Genomic DNA, 20609 nt, shown 5'->3' with positions numbered 1-20609 from the left:
TCAATTAGATCCCGCATAACAAAGAGGATAGAATCCGTTTTAAAGGAAGTGATTATTTACGAATATTTAACCATGAAGCAACGATTCAGCACCGTCACAATAAATCTCAGTTCCTGTAATATGATCGGAATCCTCGGAGGCCAGAAAAAGTGCCAGCTTCGCAACTTGATCAGGACGCCCGGGACCTTCCTCTAGCGGTTGATCCCCTTCCGGAAATTCAACAGGGATCTTTACCTCTTTCAGATCCTCGGATGGAAAAGTGTTGTCATCTATATTGGTCTTAATAGCTCCAGGACAGATCGCATTTACGCGAATTTGAAATTGAGCCAGTTCTAATGCTGCCATTTTCATAAAAGCAACCTGACCTGCCTTTGTCGTACTGTAAGCAGAAAAACCGATGTTAGAAAATACACGATTTCCGTTAATGGAGCTGTTAATCAGAATGCTGCCGCCGCTTTCTTTTAGATGCGGTATCGCATATTTAACCGTCGCGAAGGTTCCACGAAGATTGATGTGAATCGTCTGGTCCCAAGACTCAATATCCATCGTTTCAATGGGGGTCATGGCTCCATTAATCCCTGCATTAGCAAAAACAATATCAAGACGCCCCCATTTTGCGGCCGCCTTGTTTATAGCAGCTTCCACTTGCGGGGGTTCAGCAACATCGCATTCAATTACAAGTGCTTCTCCGCCTTCTTTCTCCACTTGTTTTCTAACCTTTTCTGCGTTCTCAACAGTTCTATCCAGCAACACAACTTTGGCCCCGTTACGGGCAAACTCAAGCACAGTTGCTCGTCCAATGCCGGAACCACCTCCTGTTACAATCGCTACCTTACCTTCCAGCTTCTTATCTGCCATGTTTAAGTATCCTCCTTCTTGTCATGCAAGCCTTTCCAGTTAAGTTCTTTCCTTAACCTTAACCTCGCATACAGAAGTTGAATCGGTAGATCTTTACTTGTCCTTATTCGCCTTGTCGAAGATGAATAATAAGATCATTTAATCCGGCCTCACGGATACCTTCTACGATTAAATCAGCAAGCAGACGCGCTCCTAAAATCTGAAAATGTGTATTGTCCTGTACACCGACTGGATGCAAGATATATTCTCCAGGATAACTCCACATGAACAGATCCTTCGTTCCTTCCACACCGTATGCTTCAAATAGCTTACGACTCTTCTCCGCCAAATCGATCAGTGGGATTTGCTCATTCTCGGCCAGCTCCTTCATTGCCGTTAAATAATCACCATGGCTGTCTACTATAGCTTCTAGATGATCAAATCTCCGGCGATGTACAGGAGTTACAAGTACCGGATAGGCTCCCGCTTCCCTAGCGACTGTAATCATCTGTAGCAAATATTCTTTATATGTAGTGAAAGGTTCGGTATGTCTACCTTCATCCCCTTTCGAATCGTTATGTCCAAACTGTATGAAAATATAATCTCTTGGCCGAAGCGCAGTAGAAATATTGTCCAAATGCCCTTCCTCAATAAAGCTCTTGGAGCTTCGACCAGAAATGGCTCGATTGTCCACTACAAGACCTGCTTTGAAGCAGCGAGGCAGCAACTGGCCCCAGCCAGCATAGGGATAACCAGCTTCTCCTTGATCGGTCACCGTAGAATCACCAGCCAAATATAAGACGAGCGCTTCGTTGTCAGGCTCAATGTCGAGAGCATTTATTCGAGGCGCAATACCTGAGAAGGAGAGCTTTAGCTGACCATCCATGATTCGCATCGCAAATGATTCACGTACGTACTGACCTGCCGGAACATTCAATATGTCTAATACGTACTTCCCAGCGCCTGCTCGAATTACTGTACTCGTATCTGCTAAGGAGTCACCAAGTACCAAAGAAATCCGGTAAATCCCATCAGGAATATCTAACAGGAAGACTGCCTTCTGCGGAATGCAGAAATCACTTCTTAATGTCTCTGATCCTCCCCTGGAACGCCCGAATACTGTCGAGTCTGAAGTAAAACCAAATCTCGTTTCCGGAGAGTATCGTGAGTCCGGCCGAATTTTGGTGTAGCCGGGCGCTGTATCTTTAATCCCAAAGTCAAAATGATAGCTATCCAAATTCAGCCGCACCTTTCTTCATTAGATATTTTATCCTTTCAAACCACTGGTGCTGATTCCTTCCACAATCTGCTTTTGAAAGAGAAAGAAAATAATCATGACGGGTGCCAAGCTAAGAACGGACATGGCGAACATGGGCCCCCAGTTGGACACGGACTCACTATCGAGGAACATTTTCAGCCCCATAGAAACTGTATATTTAGATGGAGAGTTCAGGTACAACACTGGCCCAAGCAGATCTTCCCAGCGCCAATAGAAGGAAAAGATCGCTGCAGTAGCCATAGATGGACGGATGAGTGGGAGAATGATTCTGAAGTACAGACCAAATTTCCCGCACCCATCAATCGTAGCCGCTTCGTCAAGTTCAACAGGTATCGTCCGAATAAACTGCAGCATTAGGAAAATAAAGAACGGAACACCGAAGAACTGTGGAATCACGATCGGCTTGATACTATCGAGCCATTCCAATTTGGCATAGATAATATATTGCGGGACTAGTACTACATCTGAAGGAAGCATAAGGGTCATCATCATGATGCCGAACCATAAACCATGCCCTACAAACTTATTGCGTGCAAATCCGAAGGCCACTAGTGAAGAAGAGATCACTGCCCCAAGCGTTGCTACAACGACGATAATTAATGAATTCTTTATGAAGACACCAAAGGAATATCCGGCAATCCCTTCCCAGCCTTTAGCATAATTCCCCCACACCCATGGATCGGGAAGAAGCTGCTGAGCGGTAACAAATACAAGCCGGCTCTCTTTAAAAGAGCTCATGATCATCCACAAAATCGGATACAGCATAATGATAGCGAGGCCACCGATAAGAATGTGATACAGCGGCCATTTCAGTTTCATTTTCGCCATGGATTATTTTCCTCCTTCCGATTCGTAGAAGACCCACGATTTGGATGTCTTGAACAAAATTCCGGTCATGATGCCGACTAGCAATAACATCACCCACGCCATAGCTGAAGCATATCCCATATTATTAAACATAAAGGCCTGACGGAATAGATATAGAGAATACAACATCGTACCGTCCATTGGCCCGCCTTCACCTTTAGAGATAATATAAGCTGGAACAAAGGTCATAAATGCACTGATCGTCTGCATGACTAGATTGAACAGAATAACTGAGCTTAGGAGGGGCATTGTAATCTTAAAGAACTTTCTGAAAAAGCCTGCTCCATCTACACTAGCTGCCTCGTACATTTCACCAGGAATATTTTTTAGACCCGCCAGAAAGATCAACATGGATGAACCAAACTGCCACACGGATAAGGTGATCAACATTATAAGCGCAGCGCTCGGATTACCAAACCAACTTACTGGACCCAGTCCGAAAAAACCGAGCATGCCATTAATAATTCCAGTATCACTAAAAATATTACGCCACATGATGGATACCGCCACACTGCCACCTATAATAGAAGGTAAATAATAAGTTGTACGATAGGCTCCGATCATGCGCGATTTTGTATTTAGAATCATAGCTACAAATAATGCAAAGGTGAGACGTAAAGGCACACCAATAAATACGTAAAGCAGCGTCACCTTTAGTGAATGTAAATATTTCGGGTCATTCGAGAACATTTTGATGTAATTATCAAATCCGATCCATTTAGGTGGAGCGAACAAATTGTATTTGGTAAAAGAAAGATAAAGAGAAATGATCATCGGGATCAATGTGAAGCAAAGGAAGCCAATGACGAATGGACTGATAAAGGCATATCCTGTAAGGTTGCTTCGTAAACTCCGGCCTTTTAGCTTCTTTTTCTTAAAAGCCAGCGGATTCGAAGGAAGGGGATTCGTGGATGCCAAGGGTCTCCAACTCCTTTTTATGTGAATAATAAGGGAAACGGACTGCCGCCTAACCAAATGGCATGCCGTTTCCCATGTTAGACGCAGTATAGTTATCTGTTACCTTCTATTACCGGCTGGAGAGAATAGCGTTCGCTTCTTTTCGGAACTGTGCGGCGGCTGCAGCTGGGTCAATTTTGCCGAAGTTCATTTGTTCAGCAAGGTCTGTAAGGAGTGCTACTACCTCTGGTGATCCAACTGGCGGACTCATTGGAGAAGTAGTTGGCTCCATGTCAGCTACGAATTTAAATACTTGCTTACCGGAATCCGTTAATTGTGAGGCTACAGATTCTTTGATTTTGCTTGAAATTGGCACACCACGTTCGCCTTTGATTAGATTGTTGGCTTCGGGATCATTAATCCAGAAATCAACGAACTTCGCTGCTTCTTCCTTCACTTTTGAGTTAGAAGTAACCGACCAATACATACTTGGCTGCATGTAGAGTCCTTTTTCCATATCTGGGCCCGGCATTTGTGCCAGTGCCATAGGACGATTTACAGCGATTTGCAAAGCAACATATTGGTTCGACCATTGCCATACGCCGATACCTGTTCCTTTAACAATATCAGACTCTTCGATAACGCCTTTGTTTTGGCTCAGTTTGTCTTGGGATGGAACCGCTCCATCTTTAATTAAACCAGACAGCATTCCGAAAAAGTCAGCGAACAAGGCATCATCCTCATATCCAAGTGCTGAACCATCATTGTTATAAAGTGCCAGCCCTTTTGTACGCAGATAATAGTTGAAGAATACGTCAGCTGCCATAGAACCGTCGATATACAGTCCAGCCGATTTAGCTTTCGCAGCAAGTTCTTTGTACTGATCCCAAGTCCAGTTCTCAGGAATGGAATCCACCCCTGCCTTCTTTAGCAATTCTGGGTCATATTGAAAACCAAGTACGTTAACGCCTAGTGGAATTCCGAATTGCTTCTCATGAATCACCCCAGTACTAAGTACGTTCTCATTCACATCACCGACTTGTATCTGAGCGTTTAAATATGGCTTCAAATCTTCGAGCTGTCCGTTAGATCCATATTGATTAATATAAGAAATATCCATTTGAACGATATCAGGAAGTCGATTCGCCGCTGCTTGAGGGGCAAGCTTCTTCCAGTAATCATCGAATGAAGCATATTCAGGCTCAATCGTTACATTCGGATATTTAGCTTCATACATATCAATTACTTGTTGTGTATAAGAATGTCGTGTGTCTCCACCCCACCAAGCAATACGCAGGGTTACCGGTTCTGCTGAGGTCGTAGCTGCAGGCTTCGTTTCCGAAGGAGCATTTGTAGCAGAATCCGTAGCGGCAGCACTGTTATTGTTGTTCCCTCCACCACAACCGGCTAACATGGATGACAGCAACAATGGTACGGCTAATAAAGCGAATCTCTTTTTCAAATTCATGTCCCCTTTTCCTATAATAGTGTAAAGGCTCTGATCCCTTTAGGTAGCGCTTTCATGTTTAAATCTTCTCAAATATTCAGTAATTGTTGAATACAAAAAACCGTCTTGTTTGTTCAATAATCAGTTCGCTTGAGGGGGTTTCATGAAATCTGTGGGTGTCTGCCCAGTTACTTTTTTGAACACTTGACTAAAATACTGTGCATTCCCACCGAAGCCGAACATTTCAGCGAGTTCAAATACTCTTACATCACCACTATGCATAATATGTTCCGATGCTTTAGTAATCCGGTAGTTGGTAACGTAGTTAGAGAACTTCTCCCCTGTAATTTTCTTAAATATCTTCCCAAGATAATCAGGATTCATATATAACATTTCAGCAGCTACTGAGCTAAGTGACAGCTCTGCATTTTTATAATCGTCAGCAATAATCTTGAACATTTTATCTACGATTAACGATTGGCGACTCCGAAAATGACGATCATACATCGCTGTCAACCGAGCAGCAGCATCTTTTACATAGGTTTTAAGACCACTTAAAGTCCTGATCTCAGCCAGTTCCACCATACTTGAAGTAAAGTTATTTCTTTCATCAGGGACGGCTAGACGTATCATCGCAGAATACAATTGCAAAACATAAGAACGCGTTACATTAATATCCACACGCTGTTCAGCTAGCAGATTAAATAACCGTTCTAATTCAAATTCTACTGCACTTTGTTCGCCCGCCTTAATCAGCAGACAGAGTTGCTCTTCATCTAGTTCAATGTCATTTCTTCCGCTTAGTTCATCGCTAGGAATATCACTTCCTGTGATTAGACCTCCCTCTTCCATATAAAAACAGTGGTTAAGACATTGCAGGGTCTGACGATACAATCTCCGTGAATGTATCATGAAGTCCGCGTCACTAATCGCAATGGTTACATCCACTTTATAAAATTTGTAGAACATTTTCCTTACATCAGAAATTCGCTCAAGCAGTGTACTATTCAGCGCAGTCTCTCCTTCGACTTCCATTAGTGTCAGAATAAATCCGCCTATCCTTGTACTAAGCAACGTTTCTTGTAGCATATCCTGTGCAATATTTTGCAAAGCAAATAGTTGCTCATATTCATAAGAACCTTCTAATCTGAACAAGATCATACGCACCACTTTGTCATTTAATTCGATGCCAAGCAGCTCCTGATAATACACTAAATCTTGACTCCCGTATGTCTTGTTAGAGATCCATTCCTTCAAAAATTGTTCCTTCACATGCGGCAGAACTTTAGTAAAACGCTGCTTCATATCAATTACAAATTCCGTCCGGCCTTTTAGTTCATTCAGCTCTGCTACCAGTTCAACTAACGCATCATGAATTTGATTCTCGTTGCAAGGCTTAAGCAGATAATGCTTCACTCCATGCTGCATAGCGATACAGGCGTAGTCAAAATCCTTATACCCCGTCAACATAACGAACTTCACCTCAGGAAACCGTTCACTGCATTTCTGCACCAAGCCTAGTCCATCCAATCCGGGCATGGAAATATCAGTAATCACGATTTCAGGGCGAAGCTCCTCTATTTTCTCCAAGGCTTCTATCCCGTTTCGCGCAGTACCCACAAGTTCCGTTCCTGCCTGAGCCCAGTCCACTACCTGAGATATGCCTTCTAGTATCAACCGTTCATCGTCAACCAGCAGTAACTTAAACATTCTCTTGCACTCCTTTTAAATAAGGTATACGTACATGTATTGTCGTTCCTTGACCTGGCTCACTTTCAATCACTGTACCCCATGCTGGACCAAATACGATTTGAATACGCTCTGCGATGTTCGCTAACCCAATGCCTTCGCCACGTGTCTTAACTCTTCCCTGCTGTAAATCTTTGATGAACTCGGCACTCATCCCCGGCCCGTTATCACTAACACGAATATCAAGGCCCTGTTCTTCCTCACTCACGGTTATAGAAATCGTGCAAGGCTCGATATTAGGCTCCAAAGCATATCGGATCGCATTCTCGATCAACGGCTGAAGCGTCAGCTTCGGGATTAAAGCGTCATGCAAATGTTCAGGAAACTCCATGCGGAAATCCAGTCTATCGTCAAATCGTGTCTTCTGGATAATGACATAATTACGTACAATGGTGAGCTCTTTTTCAATCGTAATCAAAGGGTCTTTAAGACCGATCGAACTCCGAAACAAGTAGCCGAGAGCTTCTACCATTTCTGAGATTTTAGCTTGTTTGTTCATCTTCGCTAACCAATTGATCGACTCAAGTGTATTGTACAAAAAATGCGGATTGATCTGTGCCTGCAGTGCTTTAAGCTCGGTCTCTCTAATAATGAGCTGCTTCGCATAATTCTCATCGATAAGTTCTCTGATTCTGCGGATCATCATTTTAAAGGTTCTGTTAAGCTGACTTACCTCGTCCTGCGCAGTCTGCGAAACGACACCAAGCGACTGTTCCTCCAAATTATCCAGATCTCCCTTTTCAATTTGTTTCATATTTTTGGTCAGCTTTGAAATCGGGCGTACAATACTTCGGGCTAATCGATAGCCTAAGAGTAATCCAATGAGTAAGATGAGCGCGAATATGATGACAACCAATTTTTTTACAAAAGTAATATGTTTGAACATCTCATTGAAGGGGGTCGCATTGATATACATCCATTCCATATAAGATGATTTAGTCTTCGTTATAAAGTATGTTCCTTCTTCATACTTAGCCGTACGATAAAGTTCGGAACGTTCCGTTTCCGCTTTAAGCTCATTTGGCAGCAACATCGGAGTTTGGGGATAAACCGCTAGCCCTGAAGTGGCATCTGCAACAATCAACTGATCGCCATCCGAAGTGTTACTAGTGCTATCTGCAATAATACGATCAATCCGAATTCGAATGACTAACGTCCCTAAATCGTCCAGCGTAAAGGTTGATCCGGTGTAAGATTTAATCTGCCGAACAGCCAGGAGTGAATTCTTATTACCTTGGGGATACCACACAATACTACCGCTAGCTTCCTTAGCCAGAGGCTTTAATTGATCCTGAAGATCCTGTGATACACCTTCCCGATTCCCCGCAGTCATGGCACCGCCATTCGTATCCAACAACATCATGGAATAGACGTATTTCTCTGCTCCTGCAAAGGCAACCAACCTGTTTATGATTTTATTATGTAGGACCTGCCGCTCATACGGTTGAGGATCATCCTGCAACTGGCGAAGACATTCCTGAATTTGCTCATCAGAGACCACTGTAAAAGAAAGTTGTTCCAGCTCTCTTAAAGTACTCTCTATACTGATAGATGACATCCCCAGCACTTCAGATGCCTTTTCATAGATTTGCTTGTCATAAATTCGATAAACATACTGCAGGACGGTTAAAGAGAACAGAAAGGACAGCAGCAGCAAAAATGAAATGATCAATATCATTTTATTAAAAATACCCGAACTCCTGTAAGCGCTAACATTCCTCCAAAACATAAGCATCCTCCAATTCACTCTAAAGCCTTATTATGGTATTTAATATTTATCGTCACTATAACCTATCATAAATGATATTGAATCATTTGGGAAAACTTACAACAAAAAGGACTTAAAGTGAAATCCAGAGTCAGAATTCACTTTAAGCCCTTATCCTGAGCCTAAGACACTCCTATAGAAGACTATCCAAGCATCATTCGATCATCCGCCAGTTTATGACCACTGATGGTCTCAAATTCTCCAAGCAGGCGTTCTACCGTAAGATCCTTTTTCCTTGTTTCATCAAAATCTAGGATAATACGGCCCTTATCCATCATGATAAGACGATTGCCAAGACGTATAGCCTGTTCCATGTTATGGGTAACCATAAGCGTAGTCAGCTTCATCTCACGGACGATAGACTCTGTCAGTTTAGTAATCAGCTCCGCTCGTGAAGGATCAAGTGCCGCTGTATGTTCGTCTAATAACAAGATTTGCGGCTGGGTAAAGGTTGCCATTAGCAAACTCAGCGCTTGTCTCTCCCCACCAGATAATAATCCTACCTTAGCTCGCAGACGATTCTCAAGTCCGATCCCAAGACGGCTTAACTCCTCACGAAACATCGTCCGTCTCGCTGCATTTACACCAAACGATAATCCTCTACTCTTCCCTCTTTTAAAAGCCATCGCTAAATTTTCTTCAATCGTCATCCGTGGAGCCGTACCTGCCATCGGGTCCTGAAAAACCCGTCCGATCCAGCGACTGCGCTGATATTCTGCTAAATGGCTAATCGAATTCCCTTCAATACTCGCTGAACCAAGATCCGGCTTCATCACACCAGAAATAATGTTCATTAGTGTCGACTTACCAGCACCGTTACTTCCAATAATGGTGACAAAGTCACCGGGAAGAAGCTCCAAATCAATGCCAAGTAGCGCGATCTTCTCATCCGGTGTCCCAGGATTAAACAGCTTAGATACGTTATCCAGTTTAAGCATCGATGGTGCCTCCTCTCTTGCTGCTAAGCGCTTGTTCAGCTAATTCAAGCGAACGTTTACGCGCCATATTCTTCTGCTTCAAGAAACGCTGAATCGATGGGAATATAAGTGCGAAAATAACGATAATTGCCGTAATCAGCTTAAGATCCGAAGGTCTCAACCATGGTACATACAAGGCTAGTGCAACTACGATTCGGTAAACAATAGAACCCAGAACAACTGCCAACGTCGCACGGAATACATTTCCAGCACCGAAAATGGCTTCACCAATGATTACCGAAGCTAAGCCGATAACAATCATCCCTATACCCATGGAGGAATCCGCAAAAGTAGAATACTGAGTGATCAATGCACCTGAAAGTGCCACCATTCCGTTGGATAAGCTGACGCCGAGAATGGTCGTATTATCTGTGTTTACACCCAGACTACGGATCATTCTTGCATTATCTCCGGTAGCCCTTAAAGCAAGCCCAAGATCTGTACGCAAGAATAAATCCATTAGAATTTTCACAAATAAAACAACAAAAGGAAGAACAAGAAGTGGATTGATGGACGTGAACAACGTGGTATCACCCATTAGTGACCAGTTAGGCTTACCGCCAAAAATTCTCAGATTGATGGAATAAAGTGCGATCATCATTAGAATACCGGATAACAATCCATTAATCTTGCCCTTCGTATGTAATAGACCCGTACACATTCCTGCCAGCATCCCACCTGCAATAGCAGCAAGCGTGGCTAACCAGGGAGCATAACCATTGGTAATCATAACGGCAGCAATTGCACCGCCAGTAGTAAAGCTTCCATCTACAGTCAAATCAGGAAAATCCAAAATGCGAAAAGTAATATACACCCCTAAAGCCATAAATGCATAGAGCAATCCCATCTCCACAGCCCCGAGCATTGAATCATACATAGAAGTCTTCTCCCTTCAAGCGTCAAGGGGCGCCCTTATGGAAACGCCCCTATATAATGTCTTATTGAATAATATTGTTAGCTTGATCGGCAACTTCTTTTTTCATCGCATCCGTCACTTCTATCCCTTGTGCGGCAGCGGCTTTAAGGTTAAGGATAAGATCGAGCTTTTCTTGCATCGTTACTTTCATATCTGCTGGCTTTTTACCATTCTTCAGAATGTCCACTGCCATTTGTCCAACTTGGTATCCATGATCGAAATATTTGAACCCAACGGTTGCAAATGCGCCTTTTTCAACGGTATCCCGGTCACTGGAGAAGAACGGAATTTTCTTATCATTAGCCGTTTGAATGATCGTATCCACAGCACTCACAACTGTGTTATCCAAAGTAATATAGAATGCATCTACACGACCAGCAAGTGATTCAGCAGCTTGCTTCACTTCAGAAGTATTCGTGATGGCTGCTTTCACAAGCTCAATGCCATGTTTATCCAGCTCTTTCTTAGCAATATCCGCCATAATTACAGCATTCGGTTCACCTTCATTGATAACAATGCCCAGCTTCTTCACATTAGGAAATTGAGTAGCAATAAATTGCATTAATCGATTGATAGCTTCAGGATTCGTGTCAGATACACCAGAAACATTTCCCCCAGGATGCTCTAGATCAGTAACGATCTTTGCATCGATTGGATCAGTCACAGCTGCGAACAGAATCGGAGTATCCTTACTTGACTTACTAAGTGCTTGAACAACAGATTGAGCAGAAGGTGTCGCAATAGCTACTACCAAATCGTTGGTGTCTCCAGCAATCTTCTGAGCAATGGTCAAGTTATTCGCTGGGTCAGCTTGAGCATTCTCAAGGTCAACCTTCAGGTTTTCTCCTTCAACAAGCCCCGCATCCTTTAAAGCAGCAAGAATACCTTCGCGTGTAGCATCAAGTGATGGATGTTCTACGTATTGCGAAATTGCGATTTTGTACGTTTTGGAATCAGCAGTTCCAGCATTCGTTGGCGCATTACCAGTGTTTGTTGCGTTGCCTGAGTTTACAGCGGCGTTATTGTTGCCACAGCCAGCAGCTACTAACATGAAGCATAAGCTTAAACCCATTAAAATGTTTTTCTTTTTCATTAAAGTACCCCATTTCATTAGATTATTAACGCGTGCATCAAAGTGAGCGACTCAGCATTATCACTTTTATCGATAAAAGCATTAAAGCATAAGCTTACACGTACCTCACAATAATGATGGAAATCTATTAAACCTATATTATATGGAGGTTGTTTATCCGTCAATCACTTATCCTACTTCCATAGATTACAAATTTTATAGCGCATAACTCACCAATATAGGAAGGACTTGGTTATGTCTTACAGTGATTGCCTTGGTCCTCATTACATAAAAAATAGCCCCCTGCACAAACTTAAACTACAGTTTGAACATGGAGCGTGTCATATGCCTAATAACCACAAAAAATTACTATCCACTGCTACTGTATTGCTCGCTGCCGTTTTATCAAGTACCGCATGCGGTTACTCTTCACAATCACAAAAGCCCAAGGTAAACGCTGTAACTCCCGATGGCATGCAAGCCTCAAGTTATTATGAAAAGTCCGCCATCACCGATGCTCAAGGAAAGTACTGGGTTCCACTCAAACCTGCGATCACTTCACTCGGCTATCGAATGAAAGATGATACTACTCATGGTGGATACACCAAAATTGGCTACAGTGATGTTATGTATATGCTGCGCCCTGGCTCTACTCAAGTCTTCTCCCTAGGTGAGAAAATCACACTACCGCAGGCACCTAGACGACAAGAAGGTCAAATCTATATCACACCGCTAGCGCTATCCAAATTTCTTCAAACAGAAGTGGGTTGGAATCCTCAGTCTGGTGAAATCAACATAGCCACACCGACCGACCATGAGGCTATTATAAAAACGCCATCTGCTAAATCACTAAATGAAGCTAAACCATTTCGCATTCAAAGTATTTCTGAAGCAGACAAGAAGGAATTAGTTACTTATGCCAAAAAATTCTTAGGCGTACCTTATGAATTCGGTACCGGGCCTTATGAAGAGACTAAGAAATTTGATTGTTCTTCTTTTACAAGGCATGTATTCAAACAATTCGGTGTAAACTTACCGCGTCTTGCCAAGGATCAAGATAATATAGGTTCTCGCGTACAACGCAATGCACTAGATGTCGGCGATCTTATATTCTTCACTGTCCCAGGTCGGTTTGAAAGTGATGCTATACCAGGGCATGTTGGTATTTACATTGGGGACGGCAAGTTCATTCACACCTGGGGTGATCCCGGCGTTCAGATCAGTGAACTCGACTCAGGGTATTGGAGCAACGTAATCCTGCATATGCAGCGCATTCTGTAACCACATTCGCTGACTAAAGGCACCTATAAAGAAGCCTGAATCCTCCGCTATGGAAGGGTTCAGGCTTCTTTGTTGCAGCATAAAGCGGTATTCTTAATCCCAGTTCTTGCCCTTGCCACTTAAACGTACAAACAGCTTTACAAACTCTACAATCACTATAATCGCCAGTGCTGCAGCAATTACAATTCCCCACTGTAACCCGCTTAAATGTGAGACACCAAACCAATCATTCAGTCCTGGGATGATGATCACCAGCACCAGCATAAGTGTTGAAATCAGTGATGCCCACAGCATATACCGATTGCTGAACCAGCCAATCTGGAACAACGATTTCGTATTGGATCTGACGTTAAATGCATGAGAAATTTGCAGTAATCCTAATGTGGCGAATGCCATCGTAACCGCAATTCCCTCATTGTAATGGGTATGTGCCCACTGGTATACAAACAGCGTAAGAGCAGCCTCTAATATACCCTGGTAGATGATCCCGATTCCCACGCCACCAGCAAAGATACTGCTACTGGCTTTGCGTGGTTTCTTGGACATCAAATCATCCCCCGCCTTCTCAAGCCCAAGAGCTAGTGCCGGTAGGGTATCGGTAACAAGATTAATCCATAGAATATGAATTGGCTCGAGGATACGCCAGCCGATCATGGTTGCAATGAATAGCGTGAGCACTTCCCCAAGATTGGCCGAGAGTAGGAACTGGATTGCTTTACGGATATTGCTGTAAACCTTCCGCCCTTCCTCAACAGCAACAACTATGGTCGTAAAGTTATCATCTGCTAGCACCATGTCTGAGACGCCCTTGGCTACATCCGTTCCTGTGATCCCCATCCCGACGCCGATATCTGATGATTTAAGCGCAGGAGCATCATTTACACCGTCACCCGTCATGGCAACAATTTTCCCTTTTTTCCTCCATGCCTTAACGATCCGAACTTTATGTTCAGGAGATACACGTGCATAAACCGAATAGTTAGTGACTTTCTCAGCAAATTCCTCTTCACTGAATTTATCCAGCTCACTGCCGGTCAATACGCCCGTCTCATCTTCGATAATACCTAATCTTTTAGCAATGGCCGCTGCAGTATCTCGATGATCTCCTGTAATCATTACAGGTCTAATCCCCGCTTTACGACAGATAGCTACCGCATCTCTTACTTCCTCTCTTGGAGGATCAATCATACCAACTAAACCGATAAATACAAGTTCTTTCTCCGTAGCTTCCGGTGAAAGGTTAGTCGGTAGCTGCTGTTCATCTCTGAAAGCAAATGCCAACACTCGCAGTGCATCATTCGCAAGCATTGTATTACATTCCATGATATGTCGTGAATGTTCATCCTTAAAAGGAACAATCTCTCCATCCACGTAGATATGGCTGCATTTGGACAAAAGCACATCTGGTGCACCTTTCGTTAACACACGATAACGTCCGTTCTCAACTTCATGAATCGTCGTCATCAGCTTGCGGTCCGAGTCAAATGGCAGTTCATTTTTACGTGGGAATTTCTTTTCTAAATCCCTTTTGTCAGTACCTATACTGAGCGCGTAGTCCACTAACGCTGTTTCCGTAGGATCCCCGATAATCGCTTTACCACTCTTAGTTTGTGGGTCCTTAGCTCCTTCATTCCCTCCAGGTTCTTCAGAGGAATTCCCTTCGTCAATGCTGGAATCATTACAAAGCGTCATAGCCTGAAGCAATAGTTCACCACCCGGTGTCCCTTCAAGACCTTCAGCAGCTTCTTTCGTAGTTCCATTGACATGCACTTTTTCGACAGTCATCTTGTTTAGAGTCAAAGTACCTGTCTTGTCAGAGCAAATAATTTCGGTGCTTCCGAGTGTCTCTACAGCGGGGAGTTTGCGAATAATCGCTTTTCGTTTAGCCATCCGCTGCACACCGAGTGCCAAGATAATCGTAACAATGGCTGGCAGCCCTTCAGGAATCGCTGCAACTGCAAGTGAGATCGAGGTGAGAAGCATATCCAGCAGCTCTCTACCCTCAAATATACCGACGGCAAAAATGACTACACAGACACCAAGAATAATAAAGGTGAAATATTTTCCTAGTTCATCCAGTTTCTTTTGCAGCGGTGTTACATCATTCTCTTCCTCCGAGATAAACCCAGCAATCCTGCCGACTTCAGTCTGCATTCCTGTAGCTGTGACTACACCAACAGCTCTACCGTAAGTTACATTGCTGCTCATATAAGCCATATTGGTGCGATCGCCGATAACAATATCTGTTCCCTCAAGCACACCTACCTTCTTTTCTGAAGGCAATGATTCTCCGGTTAATGCGGCTTCTTCCGTTTTCAATGAAGCAGCTTCTAATAGTCGAATATCCGCCGGAACTACATTTCCAGCTTCCAGCAATACGATATCCCCAGGTACAAGGTCTTCACTTTTAATTTCAGAGACCTGACCTCCACGTCGCACCCTGGCATGTGGAGAAGACATACTTTTCAGGGCATCTAGCGCCTGCTCTGCCTTATTTTCCTGAATAACGCCAAGTACCGCATTCAGGATGACTACTAACAAAATAATGACTGTATCTGTCCATTCTCCCAAAACCCCAGACAATACTGCCGCTACTAGCAAAATAAAGATCATTACATTTTTAAATTGTTCAATAAATTTCCCTAGCAGAGATTTGGTTTTTGCTTCTTGAAGTACGTTCTTCCCATACTGCTCCAGAAGTTTAGCGGCTTCACCGGAAGACAAACCATCTTTCCTTGTTTCCAGCCTTTTGAGCACTTCTTCCTCACTTAGTGTATGAAAAGGTACCTGCCCCTGCGATTTTGGATCCTTTGAGTTCAAGACAATAGCCTCCTTCCGGGATTGAGATTATGGTAAAACCTCTCATATGAGTCTTACCCAAAAAAGGCATAGTGATTCTAGAACGTTATGTACAATTTTAGAAATTAAGCCGTTCAGTCTCCTTGACTCGATCAAAGCTCTTGAATCTAGTCCCTTGATAAAGGAGTTCTCCTCGATCCCCTTCTACAATCAGACCGTAATCCTGATCTCTAACCTGCAATTCCAAACGTCCACCATCCTCAAACTCAAATGTCACATAATAGCTAGTATGTGCGCTCGATTCACCCGATCCACCCCATACCTCAGTCCTTTTCGTCACAGCTTTAGAGCTAGCTTTTATCAAGGGACTTGCGTTGTTGGACATCCAGCTTCTCACTGATTTATATATTATAAAAACGAAAATACCTAGAATTAACAAAGCAAATAATTTAAAAAATAGGGGCATCTCATGAATGAAATTCCCGAAAAAGCTTTGTTCATCAAAACCGTTAAAATCCTGCCATTCGCTCAAATTTATTCCTCCTGACTGATAGAAGATAATAAAAGTCTTCTTTTCTACGAAATACGTCATTATTCCCGTTCGGTTTCATGTTTTCATCGTTTTCAAATGAATTTTTTTCACAAAACCATTTGGAATCAAATGAAAAGGTATGGTATGCTTTTTATACTACATACGGTTGGGAGGTGTTATTTCGGTGCAATATATAGCGCGTTTGTCACTACATTGGTTTCTTCGTATAGTCCTAATTCTAGGAATGATGTTTTCTTTTCCGCCGGTTTGGTCTGGAGGATTACTCACTACGGAGCAAGAATCAACGACAACCGAAATTGAACGCTACGAGCGAAAGTTTATACCTCCCGTAAGGACGGCACCCCAAATAACTCCTCAAATAGGAGCCATCAAAATAACTGAACAGTGGGGAACTAAATCTATTGCAGTAGCTGCAATACTCCCTGCACTTTCTTTAGTATTCCGTCCTGTGATCTATAAATTTTTGCTTCGACTGCGGCTGTACCTGCTAAAATTCACTTCTCACTTTCTAATATCAATACGCCATGCGAAGTTCATCTCTGCCTTAAATGAATGTTAGCTGAAAGGCATTTAGAACTTCCATTGATAAATATTCGAAGAAAGTGAAATGATTATAAGACACCTAAATGTAGGTAACGAAAATGAATAAAGTTGTTTCCCCTGCTAAAGGAGGAAAAACATTGCAGACTAAGACAACACAACATAAACAACTACGTAAAAATTCAGTATTCCGAGTTCTAACCGTTATTGCAGGAGCACTACTTGCCGCAGTAGGATTAGAGTTATTTCTCATACCACATGGGCTTGTAGTTGGTGGAATCACAGGTTTATCGGCATTATTCGCTCATACCACTGAAATGCGGCTGGGATTGTTTCTTTTCCTATTCAATCTGCCTTTTATATTCATGTCTCGAAAGCAAGTGAATCTTCGCTTTGCTCTGTATACCGTTCTAGGATTGACTTGCTTGACCATCGCTTCTCTTGCTCTACACCGTTTTCCTGCAGTGATTAGTGATCCTTTACCTGCTGCTATGGCAGGTGGGATCTGTTTAGGACTTGGTATCGGTATATCTGTCCGATTCGGTGGTGTGAACAAACATGCAAGTGATCAAGGATATTCACTTCTGAGTGGTGGACCGCCAAAGTCAACCGAAGTCATCATCATGATTCTGAACTGTGCTATTTTACTTATAGCAGGCACACTATTTGGCTGGGAGCAAGCCATGTACTCCATTATTGCTTACTTATTGGCCTTCGAAGGTGTGAGATTCTCACTCCGAGGCTTGTCCGATTCACGCGCTGCATGGATTACCAGCAATCGTTGTAAGGATGTCCAGGAAGCGCTCGAAAACTCACTACATCGAGAAGTCGGCCTTGCTGAAGGCTCAGGGCAAAACGGAGAGCTTAGCACATTGTTTTGTCTCATCAACAAAATGGAGGAACATCAACTGCGGACCATCGTCCTTGATTGTGATCCCAACAGCCAAATTGTGCTCAAATCAGCTGCCAGTGATCAAAGATTGAGTAACCTGCCATCATAACTGACAATCAAGTGATGACCCCTCTTATTTACCCATTTCTTTCACTAGAACAGAGAATTTCTGCAAAAGTACAGGAATATCCTCAATTATCGCTCGTAAGCTTCTTCTGAGGCAAGAATTCCTGCAGATTTGCATAAATCAAAAATAGAAGCTGTCCCAAGTAGCATTCACTACTTTGGAGACAGCTTCTATTTTTTTGAGCTAGCACACTTTCCTAACGGAACATTCCCCATAAACGGATCAAGTGGAAGGTGTTGTTCGGATCAATTTTCTGAGCGATAATAAATTTCACAATTTGGTCTTCCTGCGTCGAGGTCAATTTCTCGTTCAGTACACCTGACGCATTCCGTACCAGCCTGCGAACAACCGCAGTGTCCTGTAATTCTTGTTTCGAGACGCCGTTAATCATATTTTTAATACGATCTTTGACAGTCGCGTTTTTCATCTTCAGCTTGATGCGTTCCACGAGCTGAGGGCTAATTCCGAATTGTTGATAACCCAAGTGTAGCACCTCCCGTCATATCCAATCTTTCACAGTATATGAGGCTTAGGTGCTGGATGTGCCTACTTAGTCAATTAATTCCCCTTGGAAAATTTGCTCGCCTTGTAAATAATGCCGAAGAGGTGCATATTCAGGAGATGTCCAGAACTTCTCATCCTTGAGCAGCTCTGCCACATCATCACGCGCCTGCTCCAGCACTTCAAAATCAGCGGTCATATCCGCCAAGCGGAACTCCGGTAACCCACTCTGCTTGGTTCCAAAAAAGTCACCTGGACCACGCAGCTCCAAATCTCTCCGCGAAATCTCAAATCCATCATCGGTGTCCGTCATGGCAGTCATTCGTTCACGCCCGATTTCAGATTTTGGATCAGCCACTAGTACACAATAAGAGGCATGCTGACCTCTACCAACCCGTCCACGAAGCTGGTGCAGCTGTGATAATCCGAACCGGTCTGCATCCATAATAATCATCAACGTGGCATTAGGAACGTCTACACCTACCTCTACAACCGTTGTGGATACTAAGAGTTGCAGTTCATTGTTGTAAAATGCTCGCATCACTTCATCTTTTTCAGCTGGAGACATCTTTCCATGCAAAAGCCCAACTTTATAGTTAGGAAAAGCTTGGCTCATCTGAATATGTAAATCTATAGCATTCTGTACATCCAATTTCTCCGATTCTTCAATGAGCGGACAGATCAGATAAGCCTGACGTCCCAGCTCTATTTCACGCTTAATGAGATTCAGGACACGATCCATGAGATCATGCTTGACCCAATAACTGGTTATAGGTACTCGACCTTTCGGTCTTTCCGACAGCGTGGATACATCCATGTCTCCAAAAACAGAGATCGCGAGTGTTCGTGGAATAGGCGTTGCAGTCATTGTAAGTACATCCGGATTGTATCCTTTACGCCGCAATACACCTCGTTGGTTGACACCAAACCGATGCTGCTCGTCCGTAACAACAAGACCCAGATCACGGAAAAATACATCCTCCTGAATCAATGCATGCGTCCCTACCACAATATCGAGCATCCCCATTTGTAGTGAAGCTAACAATTCTTTACGTTTCCGTCCAGTTACACTCCCTGTTAACAGACCAACCGTAATTCCAAACGGCTCAAACATCTTCGTAAGTGAACGCATATGCTGCTCTGCTAAAATCTCAGTGGGCACCATAAGCGCACCCTGAAAACCAGATCGCACGGTAGCAAAAAGCGCGACGGCAGCTAGTACCGTTTTGCCGGAACCGACATCACCTTGAAGCAGCCGATTCATACAATAGGGCGATCGCAGGTCATGTAAAATCTCCAGTTCCACTCGTTTCTGAGCATCTGTAAGCTCAAAAGGCAAGCTGCGAACAAACTGACGAACGGTTGCGTTATCCACAGTATGAACTACACCATCCATCCTACCGCGATTGAGCACCCGGAATGCCTGCATCTTCAGTTGGAACAGAAACAACTCCTCATACACCATCCTGCGGCGTCCCTGCTGCCCTTCACGCGTATCCTCTGGCCTATGAATGGTAGCAATCGCCCGTTTGCGGGGCATAAAATCATATTGGCGCATAATAGAATGTGGCAATATCTCGGGAATTAGATCTCCATACTGTTGAAGCGCCTGATTAATACTTTTCCTGATCCACGACTGCGTGATCTTTCCACCGACGGAATAGACTGGCTGTAGTGTCCCTGTCTTCCCTTCCCCACGATCGGGAAATTCAAAATCCGTCACTGTAATTTGATTTCGCTTCTGATCCCATTTACCTGTGAGTACAATTTCTCTTCCCACAGTAAGCTGCTCACGCACATAATGACGATTAAACCATGTAGCTGTGAACATCCATGGCTCAGCAACCATTTTACAACTAAGTCGTGATTTACCTCCAAAACGCTGCAGCACAGGGATACCGATCACTTTAGCCTCTGTAGTCACTTTATCCCCATGTTTGGTTTCACTCAGCGAGCGCGGGCGATAATCCTCATAACGAAACGGATAATATTCTAACAAATCCTTTACTGTAAAGACGCCAAAGGCGTGAAGCTCGCTTTGCTTTTGAGCACTCACGCCAGTTATGTTTTTTACTTCAATTTGATTTAATGACAGTGTCATATTGAT

At 43.4% G+C, this 20609-nt stretch carries 17 protein-coding genes; 3 read left to right on the top strand and 14 right to left on the bottom strand.

All coding sequences use genetic code 11. The annotated features are described in order from the left end of the window. Window positions 1-66 precede the first annotated feature (66 nt). From CA600_RS01425 to CA600_RS01380, 10 genes are all read right to left on the bottom strand, one after another. Complete coding sequence (locus tag CA600_RS01425; protein ID WP_094868564.1) at window positions 67-858, bottom strand: SDR family oxidoreductase; 792 nt, start codon at window positions 856-858, stop codon at window positions 67-69. A 103-nt stretch (window positions 859-961) separates the two neighbouring features. Continuing rightward, a complete protein-coding gene (locus tag CA600_RS01420) occupies window positions 962-2074 on the bottom strand; it encodes a rhamnogalacturonan acetylesterase (protein WP_094868563.1) in 1113 nt (370 codons plus the stop codon). A gap of 30 nt (window positions 2075-2104) precedes the next feature. Next, entirely contained in the window at window positions 2105-2944 is an 840-nt protein-coding gene (locus CA600_RS01415; protein WP_094868562.1) for a carbohydrate ABC transporter permease, read from the bottom strand. 3 nt (window positions 2945-2947) lie between these two features. Beyond that, window positions 2948-3868 (bottom strand): carbohydrate ABC transporter permease, encoded by a 921-nt coding sequence (locus CA600_RS01410; protein ID WP_094868659.1) that lies wholly within the window; start codon window positions 3866-3868, stop codon window positions 2948-2950. Window positions 3869-4010: 142 nt separating this feature from the next. Further along, window positions 4011-5348, bottom strand: coding sequence for an extracellular solute-binding protein (locus tag CA600_RS01405; protein WP_094868561.1), 1338 nt, complete (start codon window positions 5346-5348; stop codon window positions 4011-4013). Window positions 5349-5468: 120 nt separating this feature from the next. After that, on the bottom strand, window positions 5469-7037 hold the full coding sequence (locus tag CA600_RS01400) for a response regulator transcription factor (RefSeq protein WP_094868560.1): 1569 nt from the start codon (window positions 7035-7037) through the stop codon (window positions 5469-5471). Continuing rightward, complete coding sequence (locus tag CA600_RS01395) at window positions 7030-8805, bottom strand: sensor histidine kinase (RefSeq protein WP_094868559.1); 1776 nt, start codon at window positions 8803-8805, stop codon at window positions 7030-7032. The genes CA600_RS01400 and CA600_RS01395 overlap by 8 nt, the downstream gene beginning before the upstream one ends. A gap of 182 nt (window positions 8806-8987) precedes the next feature. Beyond that, window positions 8988-9782 (bottom strand): ABC transporter ATP-binding protein, encoded by a 795-nt coding sequence (locus CA600_RS01390; protein ID WP_094868558.1) that lies wholly within the window; start codon window positions 9780-9782, stop codon window positions 8988-8990. After that, window positions 9775-10698 (bottom strand): ABC transporter permease, encoded by a 924-nt coding sequence (locus tag CA600_RS01385; protein WP_094868557.1) that lies wholly within the window; start codon window positions 10696-10698, stop codon window positions 9775-9777. Before CA600_RS01385 ends, CA600_RS01390 begins: the two co-directional genes overlap by 8 nt. A gap of 61 nt (window positions 10699-10759) precedes the next feature. After that, window positions 10760-11830 carry an ABC transporter substrate-binding protein gene (locus tag CA600_RS01380; protein WP_094868556.1) on the bottom strand — a complete coding sequence of 357 codons (1071 nt, stop codon included), beginning with the start codon at window positions 11828-11830 and terminating at the stop codon, window positions 10760-10762. Window positions 11831-12064: 234 nt separating this feature from the next. On the opposite strand from CA600_RS01380, the gene CA600_RS01375 reads away from it, so the two are divergent. Further along, window positions 12065-13090 (top strand): C40 family peptidase, encoded by a 1026-nt coding sequence (locus tag CA600_RS01375; protein WP_256989678.1) that lies wholly within the window; start codon window positions 12065-12067, stop codon window positions 13088-13090. A gap of 93 nt (window positions 13091-13183) precedes the next feature. Here the strand turns inward: CA600_RS01375 and CA600_RS01370 are convergent, their stop codons facing one another. Both CA600_RS01370 and CA600_RS01365 read right to left on the bottom strand, forming a co-directional pair. Next, window positions 13184-15910, bottom strand: coding sequence for a calcium-translocating P-type ATPase, SERCA-type (locus CA600_RS01370; protein WP_094868554.1), 2727 nt, complete (start codon window positions 15908-15910; stop codon window positions 13184-13186). Between the two features lie 97 nt (window positions 15911-16007). Beyond that, on the bottom strand, window positions 16008-16421 hold the full coding sequence (locus CA600_RS01365) for a DUF2500 domain-containing protein (RefSeq protein ID WP_256989677.1): 414 nt from the start codon (window positions 16419-16421) through the stop codon (window positions 16008-16010). 184 nt (window positions 16422-16605) lie between these two features. Between CA600_RS01365 and CA600_RS01360 the strand changes: the two genes are divergently transcribed. Both CA600_RS01360 and CA600_RS01355 read left to right on the top strand, forming a co-directional pair. Continuing rightward, on the top strand, window positions 16606-17001 hold the full coding sequence (locus CA600_RS01360; RefSeq protein WP_094868553.1) for a hypothetical protein: 396 nt from the start codon (window positions 16606-16608) through the stop codon (window positions 16999-17001). A gap of 121 nt (window positions 17002-17122) precedes the next feature. Beyond that, the gene (locus tag CA600_RS01355; protein ID WP_179281483.1) at window positions 17123-17983 is read left to right on the top strand and encodes a YitT family protein; all 861 of its coding nucleotides are present in this window, start codon (window positions 17123-17125) and stop codon (window positions 17981-17983) included. Between the two features lie 214 nt (window positions 17984-18197). On the opposite strand, the gene CA600_RS01350 is transcribed toward CA600_RS01355, so the two are convergent. Continuing rightward, a complete protein-coding gene (locus tag CA600_RS01350; RefSeq protein WP_042187408.1) occupies window positions 18198-18485 on the bottom strand; it encodes a stage VI sporulation protein F in 288 nt (95 codons plus the stop codon). 66 nt (window positions 18486-18551) lie between these two features. Beyond that, a complete protein-coding gene (gene recG / locus CA600_RS01345; protein ID WP_076282907.1) occupies window positions 18552-20603 on the bottom strand; it encodes an ATP-dependent DNA helicase RecG in 2052 nt (683 codons plus the stop codon). Window positions 20604-20609 lie beyond the last annotated feature (6 nt).

Source organism: Paenibacillus sp. VTT E-133280 (genome assembly GCF_002264385.1).
Taxonomy (GTDB): Bacteria; Bacillota; Bacilli; order Paenibacillales; family Paenibacillaceae; genus Paenibacillus_AQ; species Paenibacillus_AQ nitricinens.
Note: the sequence above shows the minus strand (reverse complement) of the source record. Positions and strands in the feature narration are given on the sequence as shown.